This window comes from Streptomyces sp. NPDC055815 (genome assembly GCF_053616475.1).
In genome coordinates this window covers 8,823-24,911 of the sequence record NZ_JBSHDU010000108.1, presented here as the reverse complement: position 1 = coordinate 24,911, position 16,089 = coordinate 8,823, and the positions used below count along the sequence as shown (strand labels likewise).

The window sequence follows — 16,089 nt, the reverse complement described above, 5'->3', positions numbered from 1 at the left end:
AGAGGCTTCCGCGCCGTGACCCGCACCCCGGTGCACCGTCACTGGTCGTGCGGGTCCAGGCTCGGAACGCGGAGGCGCCGCTGGGCGCGCCGTCCGTTGTGCCCACCCGTTCCGCCCCGGCGGAACGATTGCCCACAACGGCGCGGCGCAGGCCCACAACGGGCCGGGGCACCGCCCCGAACGGGCGGGGTCAGCCGCGGGTCACCCAGTGGCACGCCACCCCCCGCTCCCCACCCCCCGCAAGCACCGGCAGCTCCCGCCCCCGGCAGGCGTCCGCGACCGGGGTCGCCTCGCCCGAGGCGAGGAGCTGGCAGCGGGCGTGGAAGCGGCAGCCGGAGGGGATGCGGGACGGGTCAGGGGGCTCGCCGGTCAGGATCACCGGCGCGCCGTCGGACTCCGGGAGGACCGACAACAGCGCCCGAGTGTACGGATGCTGAGGATTCGTCAGGACGGACTCCACCGTGCCGGTCTCCACGACCCGCCCCAGGTACATCACCGCCACCCGGTCCGCGATGTTCCACGCCAGCCCCAGGTCGTGGGTCACCACCAGTGCGGACAGGCCGAGTTCGTCGCGCAGCCGCAGCAGGAGGGCCAGGATCTCGCCCCGTACGGACGCGTCGAGGGAGGCCACCGGCTCGTCGGCGACGATCAGTTCGGGCTCCAGGACGAGCGCGCCCGCGATGACGACGCGCTGCCGCTGCCCGCCGGACAGCTCGTGCGGGTAGCGGAGGAAGAAGCGCTCAGGGGGGCGGAGTCCGGCCCGGGACAGGGCCTCGGCGACCGCCGTCCGCTCGTCCCCCGCGTACCCGTGGATCCGCAGTCCCTCCGCCACCGCGTCGTACACCGTGTGCCGGGGGTTCAGCGAACCGCTCGGGTCCTGGAGCACCAGCTGCGCCCGCTTCCGGTAGGCCCTCAGCGCCCCCGAGGAGTACGCGAGGGGCTGCCCGTCGAAGGCGACCGTGCCCGACGTGGGCCGGACCAGGCCGAGCAGCGAGCGGGCCAGCGTCGTCTTGCCGCAGCCGGACTCGCCGACCAGGGCCACGATCTCCCCGGCGCCGATGTCCAGGTCCACGCCGTCCACCGCGCGCGCGGGCGGCGCGCCCCGACGGCCCGGGAAGGTCACGTGCAGTCCACGCGCCGACAGGAGGCTCATGCCGTGCTCCCCACGTGTACGCAGGCGGCCCGGCGCCCCGCGCCCGCCTCCCGCAGTTCCTGGTCGAGCTCCGCGCAGACGTCCACCGCCACCGGGCAGCGCGGATGGAAGGTGCAGCCGCCGGGCAGGTCCGCCGGGTCCGGCGGGTCGCCGGGCAGGCCGCGCGGCGCCCGCCGGGACGCGGGGTCCCCGATGCGGGGGAACGCCGAGGACAGCGCCCGCCCGTAGGGGTGCGCGGCCGCCTCGTACACCGCCCGCGCCGGCCCCTCCTCGACGACCCGGCCCGCGTACATCACGGCGAGCCGGTCGCAGGTGTCGGCGAGGACCGCCAGGTCGTGGCTGATCATCAGGAGGCTGATGGACTGCTCGGCGACGAGCCGCTCGATTAGCCGCAGGATCTGCGCCTGGATCATCACGTCGAGCGCGGTCGTCGGCTCGTCCGCGACGATCAGCCGCGGGTCGCAGGCCAGCGCCATCGCGATCATGACGCGCTGCCGCTGCCCGCCGGACAGCTCGTGCGGATAGGCCGAGGCGCGCGCCGCCGGAAGCCCGACGTGTTCGAGCAGCTCGCCGACCCGTGTGCGGGCCGCCGCCGGGGTCGCCCGGCCGTGCACGAGCAGCGGTTCGGCGATCTGGTCCCCGATCCGGTGCACGGCGTTCAGCGAGTGCATCGCGCCCTGGAAGACGATCGACGCGCCCGCCCAGCGCACGGCCCGCAGGCGTCCCCAGGACATGGCGAGGACGTCGTCGCCGTCGAGCAGGATCTCGCCCTCGATCCGCGCCGAGGCCGGAAGCAGCCGCAGCAGCGCGAGCGCGAGCGTGGACTTGCCGCAGCCCGACTCGCCGGCGACGCCCAGCTTGGTCCCCGACTCCAGGGTCAGGTCGACCCCGCGCACGGCGGGCACGGCGGCCGCGCCCGTGCCGTACGTGACGCTGAGGTCCCGTACCTCCAGGAGGCTCATCGCCCCACCCCCAGCTTCGGGTTCAGTACGGACTCCACGGCCCGGCCGCACAGCGTGAACGCGAGCGCGACGAGCGCGATCGCGATGCCGGGCGGGGCCAGGTACCACCAGTGCCCGGAGGAGACGGCGCCCGCCTCCCGGGCGTCCTGGAGCATCCCGCCCCAGGAGACGACGGTCGGGTCGCCGAGGCCGAGGAAGGCGAGGGTCGCCTCGGTGAGGATGGCGGTCGAGATGCCGAGGGTGGTCTGCGCGAGGACCAGCGGCATCACGTTCGGCAGCACGTGCCGGGTCATGACGTGCCGGTGGCCGCCGCCGAGCGCGGTCGCCCGCTCGATGTACGGGCGGGACTCCACCGCGATCGTCTGCGCCCGCACCAGGCGGGCGGTGGTCGGCCAGGAGGTCACGCCGATCGCCAGGACCACCGTCCACATCGACCGGGACATGACCGTGGCGAGGACGATCGCGAGCACCAGCGTCGGCATCACCAGGAACCAGTCGGTGATCCGCATGACGACGGTCGAGAACCAGCCGCCGTAGTGCCCGGCGATGATGCCCACCAGGGTTCCGATGGCGACCGAGAGGGTCGCCGCGAGCAGGCCGACGAGCAGCGAGATCCGGGCGCCCCAGATCAGCAGGCCGAGCAGCGAGCGGCCGAACTGGTCGGTGCCCAGCGGGAACTCGGCGCTCGGCGGCTCCAGGGCCGTGCCCGGCGCCTCGGTCACCGACTGCACGTCGGCGCCGACGGTCCACGGGGCGGTGAGCGCGAGCAGGGCGATCAGGGCGAGGCCGATGAGTCCGTAGAGACCGGCGCGACGGGTCCGGTACGAGGTCCAGAAGCGCGCGGCCGAACTCCTGCGGCGCTCCCATGCGAGAGAGGTCATCGGCCCACCCGGGGGTCGAGCAGCGGATAGAGCAGGTCGGCGATCAGGTTCATGAGGATCATCGCCCCGGCGAACACCACGAACAGGCCCTGCACGAGCGGCAGATCGGGCACGCTCAGCGCCTGGTAGAAGAGCCCGCCGAGCCCCGGCCAGGAGAACACCGTCTCCACCAGGATCGAACCGGCCGCCACATGGCCCAGGTTGATGAAGATCATGGTGACGGTCGGAAGCAGCGCGTTCGGCACGGCGTGCCGGCGCCGCACGGCGTCGTCCCGCAGCCCCTTCGCCCGCGCCGTCGTCAGATAGTCGCCGCCCATCTCGTCGAGGAGTGAGGACCGCATCACCAGCAGGGTCTGCGCATAGCCGACGGCGACGAGCGTGACCACGGGCAGGACCAGGTGGTGGGCGACGTCCAGGACGTACGCGAAGCCGGTCTCGCCGGTGCCGGACTCCATGCCGCCGGTCGGGAAGAGTCCCGGGATCGGTCCCATGCCGACCGAGAAGACGATGATGAGGAGCAGCCCGAGCCAGAAGGAGGGCACCGACCACAGGGTCAGCGCGATCCCGGTGTTCAGCTTGTCGCCGAGGCCGCCGTGCCGCCAGGCCGAGCGGGTGCCCAGCCACAGCCCGAGCGCCGAGTAGATCACCACGGCGACCCCGGTGAGCAGCAGCGTCGCCGGCAGCTTCTCCGCGATGAGGTCCCCGACGGGGGCGCGGAACTGGAACGAGGTGCCCAGGTCGCCGCTCAGCGCCTTGGCGCAGTAGTCGGTGAACTGCTGCCACATCGGCAGGTCGAGCCCGAACTGGCGGCGCAGCGTGGCGAGTTGCTCGGCGGAGGTGGGCACGCCGTGGGTCATCGCCTTCACCGGGTCGCCGGGGATGATCCGGAAGAGGAAGAAGCTGGTGACCAGGACGGCGAAGAGGGAGACGAGCGCGCCGCCCAGCTTCCCCGCCGCGTGGCGGAGGTAGCCGAGGGAGGAACCGGTGCGGGGTGCGCCGTCCGCGGCGCGGGCCTTCTCGGCCCGCGCCACGTCGGCGGGGGTGCTTGCCGTCGTCACGTACTACTCGCGGTCGTCGGCGGTGGAGCGGCGGCGCATGCCGAGGAAGACGCCGAGGCCGACCACGACGACCACGGCCGCGGCGATGCCGATGATCATCCCGGTGGACGAGCCGCCGTCGGAGTCCTCGGCCTGGGCCGTGGGCACGGCGGACCACCAGCTCCAGTAGCCGTCCTGGCCCCACAGGTTCCCGGCGGCCTCGGGCATGGTCGTGATGGACCTGATCTGGTCCGTGCGGTACGCCTCCAGGGCGTTCGGGTAGGCCATGATGTTCATGTACCCCGTGTCGTACAGCAGGGACTGCATCCGCTTCACCAGATCCGCCCGCTTGGCGGCGTCGTACTCGACCGCCTGCTGCGCGTACAGCCCGTCGAACTGCTTGTCGCAGATGAAGTTGTCGGTGGCGCCGGAGTCCTTCGGGGTCGCCGGGAGCGTGCCGCAGGTGTGGATGGAGAGGACGTAGTCCGGGTCGGGGTTGACCGACCAGCCGTCGAACGCCAGGTCGTAGTCGCCCTTGACCCAGGGGTCGGAGACGCTGTCCAGGCACTCGACCTTCAGGCCGATGCCGAGCTTGCCCCACCACTCCTGGAGGTACTTGCCGACCGCCTTGTCGTTCGGGTCGGTGGCGTGACAGAGGATCCGCAGCTCCAGCGGCTTGCCGTCCTTGCCGAGCCGCTTGCCCTCGGCGTTCGTGCGGTATCCGGCCGCGTACAGGACCTTCTCCGCCTGGACGGGGTCGTACGCGCGCTTCTGCGCGGCCTCCGGCTTCCAGAAGTACGAGCCGAAGCGCGGCGGGATGTACCCCTCGCCCTCGACGGCGTGGCCCTGGAAGACCTTGTCGACGAGGGTGGTGCGGTCGACGGCGAGGAAGAGCGCCTTGCGCACCTCCGGGTCGAGCAGCGCCTTGTTGCCGTTGCCGAAGGTCTTGCCGTCCTGGGCCTTCGCGCCCGGGTTGGTGGCGAGGGCGTAGAAGCGGCGGCCCGGGGCGTCGTTGACCTTGATGTTCTTCTGGGTCTTCAGGGCGGCCGCCTGGGCCGGCGTCAGGTTCGGTACGAAGGACACCTCGCCCTTCTGCAGGGCGGCGACGGCGGCGTCCCCGTCCTTGTAGTACTTGAAGACCAGCTCGTCGAACTTGGGGGCGCCCCGCCAGAACTTCTTGTTCGGCTTGAGCTTGATGTACTGGTCGACCTTGAAGTCCGTGATGACGAAGGGGCCGTTCCCGACGATCGGGAAGGTCTTGTCGTTGTTGAACTTCGAGAAGTCGGTGACCTTCTCCCAGACGTGCTTCGGCACGATCGGCACGTCGAGGGCCGTCATCGTCGCCTGCGGCTTCTTGAGCTTGATGACGAGCGTCTGCGGGTCGGGCGCGGTGACCTCGGCGAAGTTGGCCGTGAAGCTGCCGTTGGCGGTGGCGGCGTTCGGGTCGGTCATCATCTTGTTGAAGGTCCAGGCCGCGTCCTCGGCGGTGGCCTGCTGCCCGTCGGACCAGGTCGAGTCCTTGCGGATCGTGTACGTCCACGTCAGCTTGTCGGCCGAGGACGTCCACGCGGTCGCCAGACCCGGGACCGTGTGCGCGTCCTTCGGGTCGTAGTTGGTGAGGTACTCGTACGCCAGTCGGTGGATGCTCGTCGAGGTGAGCTTCTGGGCGAGGAACGGGCTCAGCGAGTCGATGCTCTGCGAGACGGCGACCGTGAGGGTGGTGCCGCCGGACTTCTCGTCCTCCGCCTGCGCGGTGCCGGGGACGACGGCGAGGGAGCCGGTCGCGAGACCGGTGGCGAGCAGTAGCCGGAGGGCTCTTCGGGCGGGGGCGGGGCGGGGTGGAACCTTCGTGACCATGACCATGGGACGTGACCTCGCGTCGGGGTTTCTGTCGTGGATCTTGGGCTGACGAGCGGTGAAGCGAAGGTGTATCAGCGGTGGTCTGCCGTCGTCAACGATCGCTCAAACCCCTTGTGGGCTGCGGGAACGCCAAGAGGCTCCGTATCGGTGAGCCGATACGGAGCCTCATTGGTCTAATCCTGTGACGCCCTACTGCTGAGGGGCTGGCGGCGCCTGCGGGGGGCCCTGCGGGTCCGCCTGCGGAGGCAGCGGCTGCCCCGGCTGGGACTCGTTTCCGTCCTGCGGCTGCTGCCAGGCCTGCGGCACGCCCGGCTGCCCGGGCTGACCCGGCTGCGGCGGGTACGGCTGGCCCGCCGGGGGACCGTAGGGCTGACCCGGGGCGGGCTGTCCGGGCGCGAACTGACCCGGCATCGGTCCTGCCTGTCCGGGCATCTGACCGGGCATCGGCTGACCGGGCTGCGGGTAGCCCTGCGGCGGGTAGGGCCGGCCCGCCTGCGGCTGCGGCGGGTACGGCTGACCGGGCTGCGGCGCCTGGGGAGCGTACGGCTGCCCGGGGACCGGCTGTCCGGGCGCGAACTGACCCGGCATCGGTCCGGCCTGCCCGGGCACCTGCCCCGGCATCGGCTGACCGGGCATCGGCTGACCCGGCGCGAACTGACCCGGCACCGGCTGCCCCGGCACCGGCTGGCCGGGCATGGCCTGGCCCGGCATCGGCGGGGCCATGTGCGGCGGCACCGCGCCCTGGCCGTCACCCGTCCACAGCCCCTGCGCCTGCTGCGCCCGGACGAAGTCCTCGGCCACCATCGCCGAGAGGTGGAAGTACGCCTCCCGGGTCTTCGGCCGCATCATGTCGAGGTCGACCTCGGCGCCGGCCGCCAGGTGCTCGTCGAAGGGCACGACCACGACACCGCGGCAGCGGGTCTGGAAGTGCTGCACGATGTCCTCGACCTTGATCATCTTGCCGGTCTCGCGGACACCCGAGATGACGGTGATGGAGCGCTGCACCAGGTCCGCGTAGCCGTGGGCCGACAGCCAGTCGAGGGTCGTCGAGGCGCTGGAGGCGCCGTCCACCGAGGGCGTGGAGATGATGATCAGCTGGTCGGCGAGGTCGAGGACCCCGCGCATGGCGCTGTACAGCAGACCCGTACCCGAGTCGGTCAGGATGATCGGGTACTGCTTGCCGAGGACGTCGATCGCACGCCGGTAGTCCTCGTCGTTGAAGGTCGTCGAGACGGCCGGGTCCACGTCGTTGGCGAGGATCTCCAGACCGGACGGCGCCTGCGAGGTGAACCGGCGGATGTCCATGTACGAGTTGAGGTACGGGATGGCCTGCACCAGGTCACGGATGGTGGCCCCGGTCTCGCGCCGCACCCGGCGGCCGAGCGTGCCGGCGTCCGGGTTGGCGTCGATCGCCAGGATCTTGTCCTGCCGCTCGGTGGCCAGGGTCGCGCCGAGCGCGGTGGTCGTCGTGGTCTTGCCGACACCGCCCTTGAGCGAGATGACCGCGATCCGGTAGCAGGAGAGGACCGGCGTCCGGATCAGGTCCAGCTTCCGCTGCCGCTCCGCCTCCTCCTTCTTGCCGCCGAGCTTGAAGCGGTTGGCGGCCCCGGGGTTCCGGCTGGACTTGGGCTTCTGCTTGTTGTTGCGCAGGAGCCGGTCGGAGGAGAGCTCGACGGCCGCGTTGTACCCGAGCGGGGCGCCCGGCACGGAACGCTCGCGCTGGTCGTGCGTCACCGGCGAGGGCCAGGCGGCACCGGTCCGCGGATCCACCGGCGGCTGACCGTCGTACGGCGGCTGCGGGGCCGGGGCCGGGGCCTGCGCGGCCTGCGGGGGTACGGCTCCGGGGTGCGGGTAGCCGTAGCCGCCGGGCGCCTGGGCCTGCGGCGGGACACCGCCGGGCGCACCGGGCTGCTGCGGGTAGCCGTAACCGGGCTGCTGCGGAGGAGTCCCGGGCTGCGGGAAGCCGTAACCGCCCTGCGGGGCCGGGGCCGGGGGCTGCGGGGCCTGCGGCTCCTGCGGGTAACCGTAACCGGCGGGCGCCTGGGGCTCGGCCTGCGGCGGTACGGGTGCCCCGGGGGCCGGCCAGGCGGCGGTGGGCGGCAGCGGCGCGGCCTGCGGCACCGGCTGGGCACCCGGGAGGGGCTGCGCGGGCCACTGCTGCGCGGGCTCGGGGGCGGCGGGCTGGAAGGACGGGGGCAGCGGCGGCAGCCCGGCCTGCGGGCCTGCGGCCGGCTGCGGCGCCCCGTACGGTCCGGGGGCGGCGGGGGCGCCGGGGAAGGCCCCCGGAGCGCCGCCGGCGGTGTCGTACGGACCGGGAGCCGCGCCAGGGCCGAAGCCCTGCGGAACGTCGGCGACCGGCTGCGCGGCGGGGAGGGGAGCGGCGGAGGTCTCGGCCTCCGCGCCCGTCTCCGGCTCCGCTTCCGCCACCGGCGCGGCCGGCTCGTCCTCCGGACCCGTCGTGTCGTCGGCGGCCTCGGCGGTCTCCTCACCGTCCGACGCGCTCGGCGCGTCGGCGGTCGCGTCGTCGTCGCTCGCGCCGGCCGTGGACTCGGCGGGGGAGTCCTGCGCGGCGTCCGCCGCAGCGGCGGGCTCGTCGGCCCCACCGCTCGCGGCCGCCTCGGTCGGCTCGGAGGCGGCGGGCGTCGCGGAGGCCGTGGAGTCCTCCGCGGCCTCCGTCTTCTCCGCGTTCTCCGCCGTGCGCTCGGCCATGTCGCGCTTGAGCTGGGCGGGGGAGAAGCGCATGGTGGCGCCGCTCTCGACGTCCCCGCCCCCGAAGGAGGCCGCGGGCGCGGCCGCCTCGGCGGCGGGCGCCGGCACGGAAGCGGGCGGCACGGGAGCGGGCGGCACCGAGGCGTCGGCCACGGGCGCAACCGGCACGGGCGCAACCGGCACGGGCGGTACCGAAGCGGGCGGCACCGAGGCGTCGGCCACGGGCGCATTCGGCACGGGGGCACTCGGCACGGGCGCAACCGGCGCAACCGGCACCGAAGTGGGCGGTACCGAGCCCTCGGCCACGGGCGCACCCGGCACAGGCACACCCGGCACAGGCGCGCCGAAGGAGGGCGGTGTCACCGGCTGCCCCGGCACCGGCGCACCCGGAGCGAACGCCGGCGTGGGAACGCCCGCGGCCGGAGTGCCGGGACCGGCCGGGAAAGGAGCGGGCGCGGGGGCCACGGGCGCGCCGTACGGCGGAACCCCCGCCGGAGGCACCGCCGCGGGCGCGACCTGTTCGGGGGCCGGAGCGGGCGCGGGCACAGGAGCCGGCGGGGCGGGCGGCGCCACGTTCCAGCTGGGCTCGAAGCCGCTGCCGGCGGGGAGGCCCGGCACGGCGACCGGCGCTCCGCTCGGCGGCGGGGGAGTGGCACCGCCCGCCCCCGTACCGCCCGACGCGTTCTGCGTGTACCAGGCGGGCGGGGTGTAGTCGATGGTGAACTCACCCGTCATCTCGGCGGGATCCGCGTCGGACTGATCGTCGGCGGGCGGATTCCAACCCCCGTGGATCTCGTCGCGATCGCCGTTCACTTTGCCTCCTGGTGTGGTCGAGCACCCTTGTGCCGTTGTGGGCGGGGCCCTTCCACCCTAATCGCCGCGAGCCGCCCCCGGGCAGGGCCGACGGCCCCTCCGCGCCCGCCTCCGCGAACCGGTCCGGGCCCCAAGTGACCCGGTCGCGCCGCAGAGTGAGAACCCCCACCGTTCAAATCCATGCAAAAACGGACGTACTTGAATGAATTCCGGTCATGGAGACGCCGCTCAGTCCATCCGGCGGGCGGCGCCCAACAATCCGGTCTCGGCGTCCGTCGCCTGCGTCATCACGAACTGGCGGTCGTTCTGCGTGCACCAGAGGGTCACCCCGTCGGCGAGCGTGGACAGCGCCTCGTACTCGTGCCGCGGCAGGCTCATGATCCGGCCGATCTGGGCCGCCTCGTCGGGGGACACCCGCTGGACCCCGACGAGCGAGGACTTCTCCAGGAGCCGGGGCGCCACCGGGCTCAGATAGGGCAGCAGCGTCACCACCGACTGCCAGGGCGCCGACACCACACGGCCGCGCGGCGGCCGCATGCCGCAGTCGCGCACCACGACCACCGGACTGCCCGCCGACGCGCCCTGCGGCGGCACCCGGCCCACGTCGTGCAGCGTGATGCAGGGCTGGCCGCCGCCCGCGGCCTGCGCGAGGGCCGTCCACGCCTGCGCGCGGCCGGTCTCGACCGCCACCCGGGCGCCCGTCGCGGCCGCCCGCAGGGCCAGTACCTGCGCGGTCCACAGACCGCCGATGAGGGTGACGTCGTACGGGACGGGCCGGTTGATGCCGAGCACCGCCGGGCGGCTCTCCGCGTCCACGCCGATCACCATGCCGTCGTCGCCGACCGGCAGGGCCAGCGCCTCCAGCTGTTCCAGGGGGACGGAGTGCCGGTCGCGGCGCGGCCCGACGAGCCCGAAACCGAACCGGGGCCGTGCGGCCCGGCCGCCCGAACGCCGGGCGGCGGGAGCGCCCGCGGCCGGGGGCGTACCGAAGGAAGCGGTGGACATCAGCGCGCACCTCCCAGCGGCAGCGTCGCCAGAATGCCGGGCACCTGTTCCCGGTCGAGGCGCACCAGACCCGTCTTCACGCCGCGCGCCGCACGCTCCAGTTCGTGCCGGGCGGCCACCAGTTCCTCGTCGCTGCGCCCGGTGATCCGCACGTGTCCGGTCACCGTCACCTCCTGCCGGTCTCCGCCGCTCAGCGTCAGGCTGAACGTCGTCGCGAGCGCGGGCAGCGAGGTCAGCAGGGCCACCAGCTGCGGCATCGACGCGCCCGCGCCCCCGCTCCGGCCGCCCAACTGGGGCCAGCGCCCGACCCAGTACGTCGTGTGCCGCCGGTCGTCCACCCGCCAGGTCCGCGCGGTCTCCTGGGTCCTGCGCCCCTGCGCCTGCCCCCGGCCCGCCTGCGCTATCGCCATCGGGCTGGCGCAGCTCGACGTGGCGAGCGCGGCGGTCAGCTCCTGCTCCGTCAGCACGCTCGCCCGGAACCCGGCGCCCGCGAGCCGGCTCGCCAGCTGGTCCGCCGCCCGCACCACGCACTTCTGGGCGCCGGTCATGCCGCCGCCGCGCGCGGCGACCGCCTCCGGGCAGAGCTCGGGGTCGAGCTTGAGCGCGATCCAGGTGATCCGCACGGCGGGCGAACCCGTCTGCGCCTGGAGCGGCCCGTAGTTGCGGGCGGCCATCGACTGCGCGGGCAGGTGCGGCGCGGGCGCCGGCTGCGTGTGCTGCACGATCTGCGCCGACTCCAGCCGGATGCCGTCCACGCTCAGCACGTCCCGGACGAGCCCGACGGGCAGCGGCTTCGCCGCGCGGTCCGGACGCAGCGCCGTGCCGTCCGACTCGACCCGCAGGACGGCCGTCAGGAAGGTGCCGTCGCCGACCATCCCGACCGGACGCCGGTCACGGTCGCTGTACGCGTAGGTCCGCAGCGCCGGATCGCACTCCACGAGCGGCGCGAACCCCGGCTCGGTGCCCTCCGGCACCGTGAGCGAGGAGGCGCGGCGCGAGCGGGCGCGCAGCGCGAGGAAGGTCCCCAGCCACTCGGGCAGCGAACGCCGGTGCCGGCGCACCACGGCGAGCAGCAGCAGCACGACGGCGACCACGCCCGCGGGTACAAGCAGCATCGGCTCGACGACCCAGGCGAGCAGCAGCAGCGCCGCCGCCACCTCGACCAGTACGAGCTGTTGCAATCGGAACGAACCGAAGTGTCCGGGACGTGCCTGCAGCCTCGGTGCGACCGAGGGGACGGGTCCCGTGGACGGGGGTGTGGAGGCAGCGGCCGCATCGGGCCGCCTCCGCCTCGCGGAAGCCATGATGGAGAATCCCCCTCAATTCATCCCGATGACCCTGGCCCGCCAGGGCTTTGGCGGCCGGATCACCCTACCCGCCCCACGAACCCCACGGGACAGCAGGCATAGTAGGGGGCCGGTCCGAAGGCCGGGGCGCGGGTGTCACCACCCCGGAGCTCCGCGCGAAGATCGCGCCTGACGAGAATGGGGACTCATGGCATCGCGGCGGGACGAGCTCAACGCGTACACCTTTGCGAAGAAGCGCACGGTGGCGGCATTCCTCCAACCCTCGCCCTCCGGCACGGAGGAGGGGGCACCGAAGCCGCTGCGCGCGGTCGTCCCCGGCCTGATCGTCGCCGCGCTCGTCGTCGCCGGCTTCGGCGCCTGGGGCATGTTCAGTCCCACCGCCCCCAAGGGCTGGGACACCCCCGGCACCCGGGTCATCGTCGGCAAGCAGTCGACGACCCGGTACGTGGTCCTGGAGACCGGCAAGGGCAAGGACAAGAAGACCCTGCTCCACCCCGTCCTCAACCTCGCCTCCGCCCGGCTGCTGCTCAACCCCGACCAGTTCCAGGTCATCCAGGTCGACGACAAGAAGCTCGACGAGGGCAAGCCGCCCCGCGGCCCCATCCTCGGCATCCCGTACGCCCCCGACCGGCTGCCCGTCGCGGAGGACGCCGGCAAGAAGAAGCGCTGGGCCGTCTGCGAGCAGCCCGGCGGCGGCAAGGGCGCCAGCGTCCAGAAGGCGACCTTCCTCTTCGCCGACCGGGACGCCAAGCGCACCGAGGGCGCCAACCAGCTGAAGAACGGGCAGGTCCTGTACGTCAAGGGCCAGAAGGACAGCGCCCAGTTCCTCGTCGACCACACCGGCACCAAGTACCCGGTGAAGGCCGACCGGCCCGGGCTCCTCACCGCCCTCGTCGGCCTCGGCAAGGAGCCGCAGGCCGTCACCGACGACTGGCTCGCCACCCTGAAGACCGGCGACGAGATCGACTTCCCGCACCTCGAAGGTCAGGTCGGCACCGCCACCGACATCCCCGACAGCACCCTCGACGGGACCGAGAACCGGGTCGGCATGGTTCTCCTCGCGCAGACCGGTTCGGGCCCCCAGTACTACGTCGTGCTCCCCGGCAGGATCCAGCCCGTCACCCCCTTCACCGCCTGGCTGCTCATCAACTCCCCGCAGACCCGGGACCTGGACATGGACGGCAAGGCGACCACGGTCGACGCCCCCAACTTCGTCCCGGACCCGACCCTCTTCCACGGCGGCGTCCGCTGGCCCACGCTGAAGTCCGTCCAGGTCAACGCCTCCACCGGCGAGGGCGCCCGCGACACCATCTGCAGCGTCCTCACCGACGTCAACGAGAAGGGCGACACCAAGCTCGCCACCTGGGCCGGCACCGAGTACCCCGCCGACATCACGGCCGGCGGCACCAGCACGTACGTCACCCCCGGCACCGGCCTGCTCTACACCCAGTTCCAGGGCCGGCGGATGGCGGAAGGCGGCTCCCTCTTCCTCGTCACCGACACCGGCCTGCGGTACGCCGTCCAGGCCAACGGCGACAGCGACTCCGCCCGCTCCGAGATCGGCGCGGGGGAACAGAAGCAGACCGACGGCAGGCCGGAACCCAGCGACGCCCAGAAGCGTCTCGGCTACGAGAAGGTCCAGCCGGTCCTCGTCCCGATCGAATGGTCGGAGTTCCTGTCCAAGGGGCCGCGGCTCGACACCAACAGCGCGCGTCAGCCGCAGGGTTCCTAGGGGGTGGCACCGGTGACGACGACGAACCGCACGGTCGCCCTGCTCGCCGCGGGCACCCTCACGGCCCTCCTCGCCGCGCCCGCCGCGGCCGCCGCGCCCGAGCGGCCGCGCCACGACGGCCCGGCCCTCGACGGCAGCGGCGAGTGCACCTTCCCGATGAAGAAGCAGATCGAGGGCACCCCCTGGCCGCTCCAGCGGGTCCTCCTCGACGAGCTCTGGCAGGACACCAAGGGCAAGGGCGTCCGGGTCGCCGTCATCGACACCGGCGTCGACGACGTCAACCCGCAGCTGCGCACCGCCGTCGACGCCAAGTCGGGCAAGGACTACCTCAAGCCCGACAAGAACAACCCCTCGTACGGTGACGAGAAGCGCGGCAAGACCGACGGCACCGTCGACGAGGTCGGCCACGGCACCAAGGTCGCGGGCATCATCGCCGCCCGCGCCCGCAAGGGCACCGGCTTCGTCGGCCTGGCCCCCGAGGCCACGATCATCCCGATCCGGCAGAACGACGAGAAGAACAGCGGCAAGTCCGACACGATGGCCCAGGCGATCGACTACGCCGTCCTCAAGGGCGCGAAGGTCATCAACATCTCGCAGGACACCACCCAGCCGCTGGGCCCCGACTCGCCCATGGCCAAGGCCGTCGCCCGGGCCATCGACAAGGACGTCGTGATCGTCGCCTCCGCCGGCAACGACGGCACCGACGGCGCCCTCAAGAAGACCTACCCGGCCGCCTTCCCCGGGGTCCTCGCCGTCGCCTCCTCGGACCGCAACAACGAACGCGCCGTCTTCTCCCAGTCCGGCCCCATGGTGGGCGTCGCGGCGCCCGGCGTCGACATCGTCTCCACCGTCCCCGGCGGCGGGCAGTGCGTCGACAACGGCACCAGCTTCTCCGCCCCGTACGTCGCCGGCGTCGCGACCCTGCTCCGCGCCAAGTACCCGGAGTGGAGCGCGGCCCAGATCGTCACCCGCATCGAGCAGACCGCCGTCCGCTCGGTCAACGGCCGTGACGACCACGTCGGTTGGGGAGTGGTCGATCCCGTGCGGGCGCTCGCCGACCAGCCCGGCACGCCCGCCTCCTCGCCCGTGCCCGACCCGGGCCCGGCCAAGCCGCCGGCTCCCGAGCCGGCCCGTCTGACGCTGTCGGAGACGCCCCAGGAGCGCTCCGAACGGCTCGCCACCTACGCGTTGGGGATCGGAGGTGTCCTGGTGGCCGTGGTCGCCGGGAGCGCCACCGTGATCCGCGACAGCCGCCGCAGGAGGGAGGCCCGGTGACGCGCGTATCGGTCAAGTATCGGGAGCTCCCTTTGCAGTTGGAACTGCCGCCGTCAATGGCTACAGTGACCGCTGGGGGCACGGCAGTGCGAACCCAGCACGGGGGCGGCATCAGAAGATTCCCGTCCGCATCACGACCGGAAGGCCCGACGGCCCGTCCGTCGCAGCCACCGAAGGAAGAAGGGGCAAGATGTCGAAAGACCTGAACGTAACCAGTGCCGAACAAGTCAAGCTCGCCGGCCGGATCCAGGACTTCTCCGACGAGCTCCAGGCCCGCATCACCTCCCTCAACGGCGTGGTGGACCGCGTTCAGGCGGGCTGGCAGGGCGCTGCGAGCAAGGAGTACGACCGGGTCCAGAACGACCTGAACCAGCGTCTGCGCAGCATGCGTGCCGAGCTCACGAAGCTCGAGGAGATCATGCGCATGAGCGCCGACGGCTTCTCGCAGGAGGAGGAGGACCGCCTGCGGTCCTTCCGTCAGATGGACAACAGCTCCGGTGCCGGCGCCTCCGGTGGCCAGAGCGCCATCCTCGGCATCTGAGCCGTCCGACCCCAGTCCTCCGCGCCACTCTCGAACGAGGAGTCAACACCATGACCACTGCGGTCAATTACGACACCGTGACGCAGGCGGCGGCCGACACCCGCCTCACCTCCAGCACCCTCACGCAGAAGCTCGACGACCTCATGGCCGAGGTCAACCGCGTCGCCTCCAACTGGGAAGGCGAGGCGAAGATCGCCTACCGCGAGAGCCAGGACCGCCTGACCCGCGACATGGCCGGCATGAACCAGGACCTGGCGCGCATCGCCCAGCTCCTCGACGAGTCGGTCGCCGGCTACCAGGACACGGACAAGGGCAACGCGGCCCGGTTCCGCATGATGTAAGTCCTTGCACGTACGCGTGAGGGGGTGGCCCGTTCCCACGGGCCACCCCCTCACGCATGTCACGCCCGGCGCAGATCGAACTCGCCGTCACGGGCCCCCAGGACGAACGCGTCCCACTCGGCCTTCGTGTAGCGCAGCACCGTGTCCTTGTCGAGGGACGAACGCATCGCCACCGCGCCCTCGGGCAGCCGGGCGATCTCCACGCGCTCCTCGTCCGGGCTCGTCCCCGGAGCGCCCTCCCACTCGACGCCGGAGATGTCGAGCGCGTACAGCTCCTCCTTCTGGCGCTCCTTCTCGGCGGCCAGAGCGCTGTCGACGTCGCTGCGCGTGCTGTTGTCTGCGTCGGTCATCGGCGCTTCCCTTCGCGGTGGTACGGCGGTCCCTCCCACACAAGTGGGAGGGACCGCTCCGCGCAGGGCGGTTCGAGCAGCACAGTGCTGCTCGGGCAGCCCGCCCCGCTGCACCACCCGCAG

At 72.8% G+C, this 16,089-nt stretch carries 13 protein-coding genes; 4 read left to right on the top strand and 9 right to left on the bottom strand.

Features of this window, described 5'->3' with window-relative positions:
* Nucleotides 1-190: 190 nt before the first annotated feature.
* The 8 genes from ACWGN5_RS38425 to eccE form a co-directional block, all read right to left on the bottom strand.
* Nucleotides 191-1,153, bottom strand: coding sequence for an ABC transporter ATP-binding protein (locus tag ACWGN5_RS38425; protein ID WP_453523055.1), 963 nt, complete (start codon nt 1,151-1,153; stop codon nt 191-193).
* A complete protein-coding gene (locus ACWGN5_RS38420) occupies nt 1,150-2,115 on the bottom strand; it encodes an ABC transporter ATP-binding protein (RefSeq protein WP_453523054.1) in 966 nt (321 codons plus the stop codon). Before ACWGN5_RS38420 ends, ACWGN5_RS38425 begins: the two co-directional genes overlap by 4 nt.
* Nucleotides 2,112-2,996: an ABC transporter permease gene (locus ACWGN5_RS38415; RefSeq protein WP_453523053.1), complete on the bottom strand. Its 885-nt coding sequence runs from the start codon at nt 2,994-2,996 to the stop codon at nt 2,112-2,114. The genes ACWGN5_RS38420 and ACWGN5_RS38415 overlap by 4 nt, the downstream gene beginning before the upstream one ends.
* Complete coding sequence (locus ACWGN5_RS38410; protein ID WP_453523052.1) at nt 2,993-4,054, bottom strand: ABC transporter permease; 1,062 nt, start codon at nt 4,052-4,054, stop codon at nt 2,993-2,995. The genes ACWGN5_RS38415 and ACWGN5_RS38410 overlap by 4 nt, the downstream gene beginning before the upstream one ends.
* A 3-nt stretch (nt 4,055-4,057) precedes the next feature.
* Complete coding sequence (locus ACWGN5_RS38405) at nt 4,058-5,890, bottom strand: ABC transporter substrate-binding protein (RefSeq protein WP_453523056.1); 1,833 nt, start codon at nt 5,888-5,890, stop codon at nt 4,058-4,060.
* A gap of 192 nt (nt 5,891-6,082) precedes the next feature.
* Nucleotides 6,083-9,415, bottom strand: coding sequence for an SCO5717 family growth-regulating ATPase (locus ACWGN5_RS38400; RefSeq protein WP_453523051.1), 3,333 nt, complete (start codon nt 9,413-9,415; stop codon nt 6,083-6,085).
* Between the two features lie 228 nt (nt 9,416-9,643).
* Nucleotides 9,644-10,420 (bottom strand): hypothetical protein, encoded by a 777-nt coding sequence (locus ACWGN5_RS38395; RefSeq protein ID WP_453523050.1) that lies wholly within the window; start codon nt 10,418-10,420, stop codon nt 9,644-9,646.
* On the bottom strand, nt 10,420-11,724 hold the full coding sequence (gene eccE / locus ACWGN5_RS38390) for a type VII secretion protein EccE (protein WP_453523049.1): 1,305 nt from the start codon (nt 11,722-11,724) through the stop codon (nt 10,420-10,422). Before eccE ends, ACWGN5_RS38395 begins: the two co-directional genes overlap by 1 nt.
* 190 nt (nt 11,725-11,914) lie before the next feature.
* On the opposite strand from eccE, the gene eccB reads away from it, so the two are divergent.
* The 4 genes from eccB to ACWGN5_RS38370 all read left to right on the top strand — a co-directional run bounded on the left by eccB (nt 11,915) and on the right by ACWGN5_RS38370 (nt 15,616).
* Nucleotides 11,915-13,459 carry a type VII secretion protein EccB gene (gene eccB, locus ACWGN5_RS38385; protein WP_453523048.1) on the top strand — a complete coding sequence of 515 codons (1,545 nt, stop codon included), beginning with the start codon at nt 11,915-11,917 and terminating at the stop codon, nt 13,457-13,459.
* Between the two features lie 12 nt (nt 13,460-13,471).
* Nucleotides 13,472-14,734, top strand: a complete 1,263-nt coding sequence (mycP, locus tag ACWGN5_RS38380; protein WP_453523047.1) for a type VII secretion-associated serine protease mycosin — start codon at nt 13,472-13,474, stop codon at nt 14,732-14,734.
* A 190-nt stretch (nt 14,735-14,924) separates the two neighbouring features.
* Nucleotides 14,925-15,275, top strand: coding sequence for a WXG100 family type VII secretion target (locus tag ACWGN5_RS38375; RefSeq protein WP_351193332.1), 351 nt, complete (start codon nt 14,925-14,927; stop codon nt 15,273-15,275).
* 50 nt (nt 15,276-15,325) lie between these two features.
* Nucleotides 15,326-15,616, top strand: a complete 291-nt coding sequence (locus ACWGN5_RS38370) for a WXG100 family type VII secretion target (protein ID WP_017235850.1) — start codon at nt 15,326-15,328, stop codon at nt 15,614-15,616.
* 59 nt (nt 15,617-15,675) lie between these two features.
* Here the strand turns inward: ACWGN5_RS38370 and ACWGN5_RS38365 are convergent, their stop codons facing one another.
* The gene (locus ACWGN5_RS38365) at nt 15,676-15,966 is read right to left on the bottom strand and encodes a DUF397 domain-containing protein (RefSeq protein ID WP_351193328.1); all 291 of its coding nucleotides are present in this window, start codon (nt 15,964-15,966) and stop codon (nt 15,676-15,678) included.
* Between the last annotated feature and the right edge of the window lie 123 nt (nt 15,967-16,089).

Bases quoted from the DNA above. Each gene is read 5' to 3' on its own strand.
- ACWGN5_RS38425 (WP_453523055.1), bottom strand. From the start codon at position 1,153: ATGAGCCTCCTGTCGGCGCGTGGACTGCACGTGACCTTCCCGGGCCGT.
- ACWGN5_RS38420 (WP_453523054.1), bottom strand. From the start codon at position 2,115: ATGAGCCTCCTGGAGGTACGGGACCTCAGCGTCACGTACGGCACGGGC.
- ACWGN5_RS38415 (WP_453523053.1), bottom strand. From the start codon at position 2,996: ATGACCTCTCTCGCATGGGAGCGCCGCAGGAGTTCGGCCGCGCGCTTC.
- ACWGN5_RS38405 (WP_453523056.1), bottom strand. From the start codon at position 5,890: ATGGTCACGAAGGTTCCACCCCGCCCCGCCCCCGCCCGAAGAGCCCTC.
- ACWGN5_RS38395 (WP_453523050.1), bottom strand. From the start codon at position 10,420: ATGTCCACCGCTTCCTTCGGTACGCCCCCGGCCGCGGGCGCTCCCGCC.
- eccE (WP_453523049.1), bottom strand. From the start codon at position 11,724: ATGGCTTCCGCGAGGCGGAGGCGGCCCGATGCGGCCGCTGCCTCCACA.
- eccB (WP_453523048.1), top strand. From the start codon at position 11,915: ATGGCATCGCGGCGGGACGAGCTCAACGCGTACACCTTTGCGAAGAAG.
- ACWGN5_RS38375 (WP_351193332.1), top strand. From the start codon at position 14,925: ATGTCGAAAGACCTGAACGTAACCAGTGCCGAACAAGTCAAGCTCGCC.
- ACWGN5_RS38370 (WP_017235850.1), top strand. From the start codon at position 15,326: ATGACCACTGCGGTCAATTACGACACCGTGACGCAGGCGGCGGCCGAC.
- ACWGN5_RS38365 (WP_351193328.1), bottom strand. From the start codon at position 15,966: ATGACCGACGCAGACAACAGCACGCGCAGCGACGTCGACAGCGCTCTG.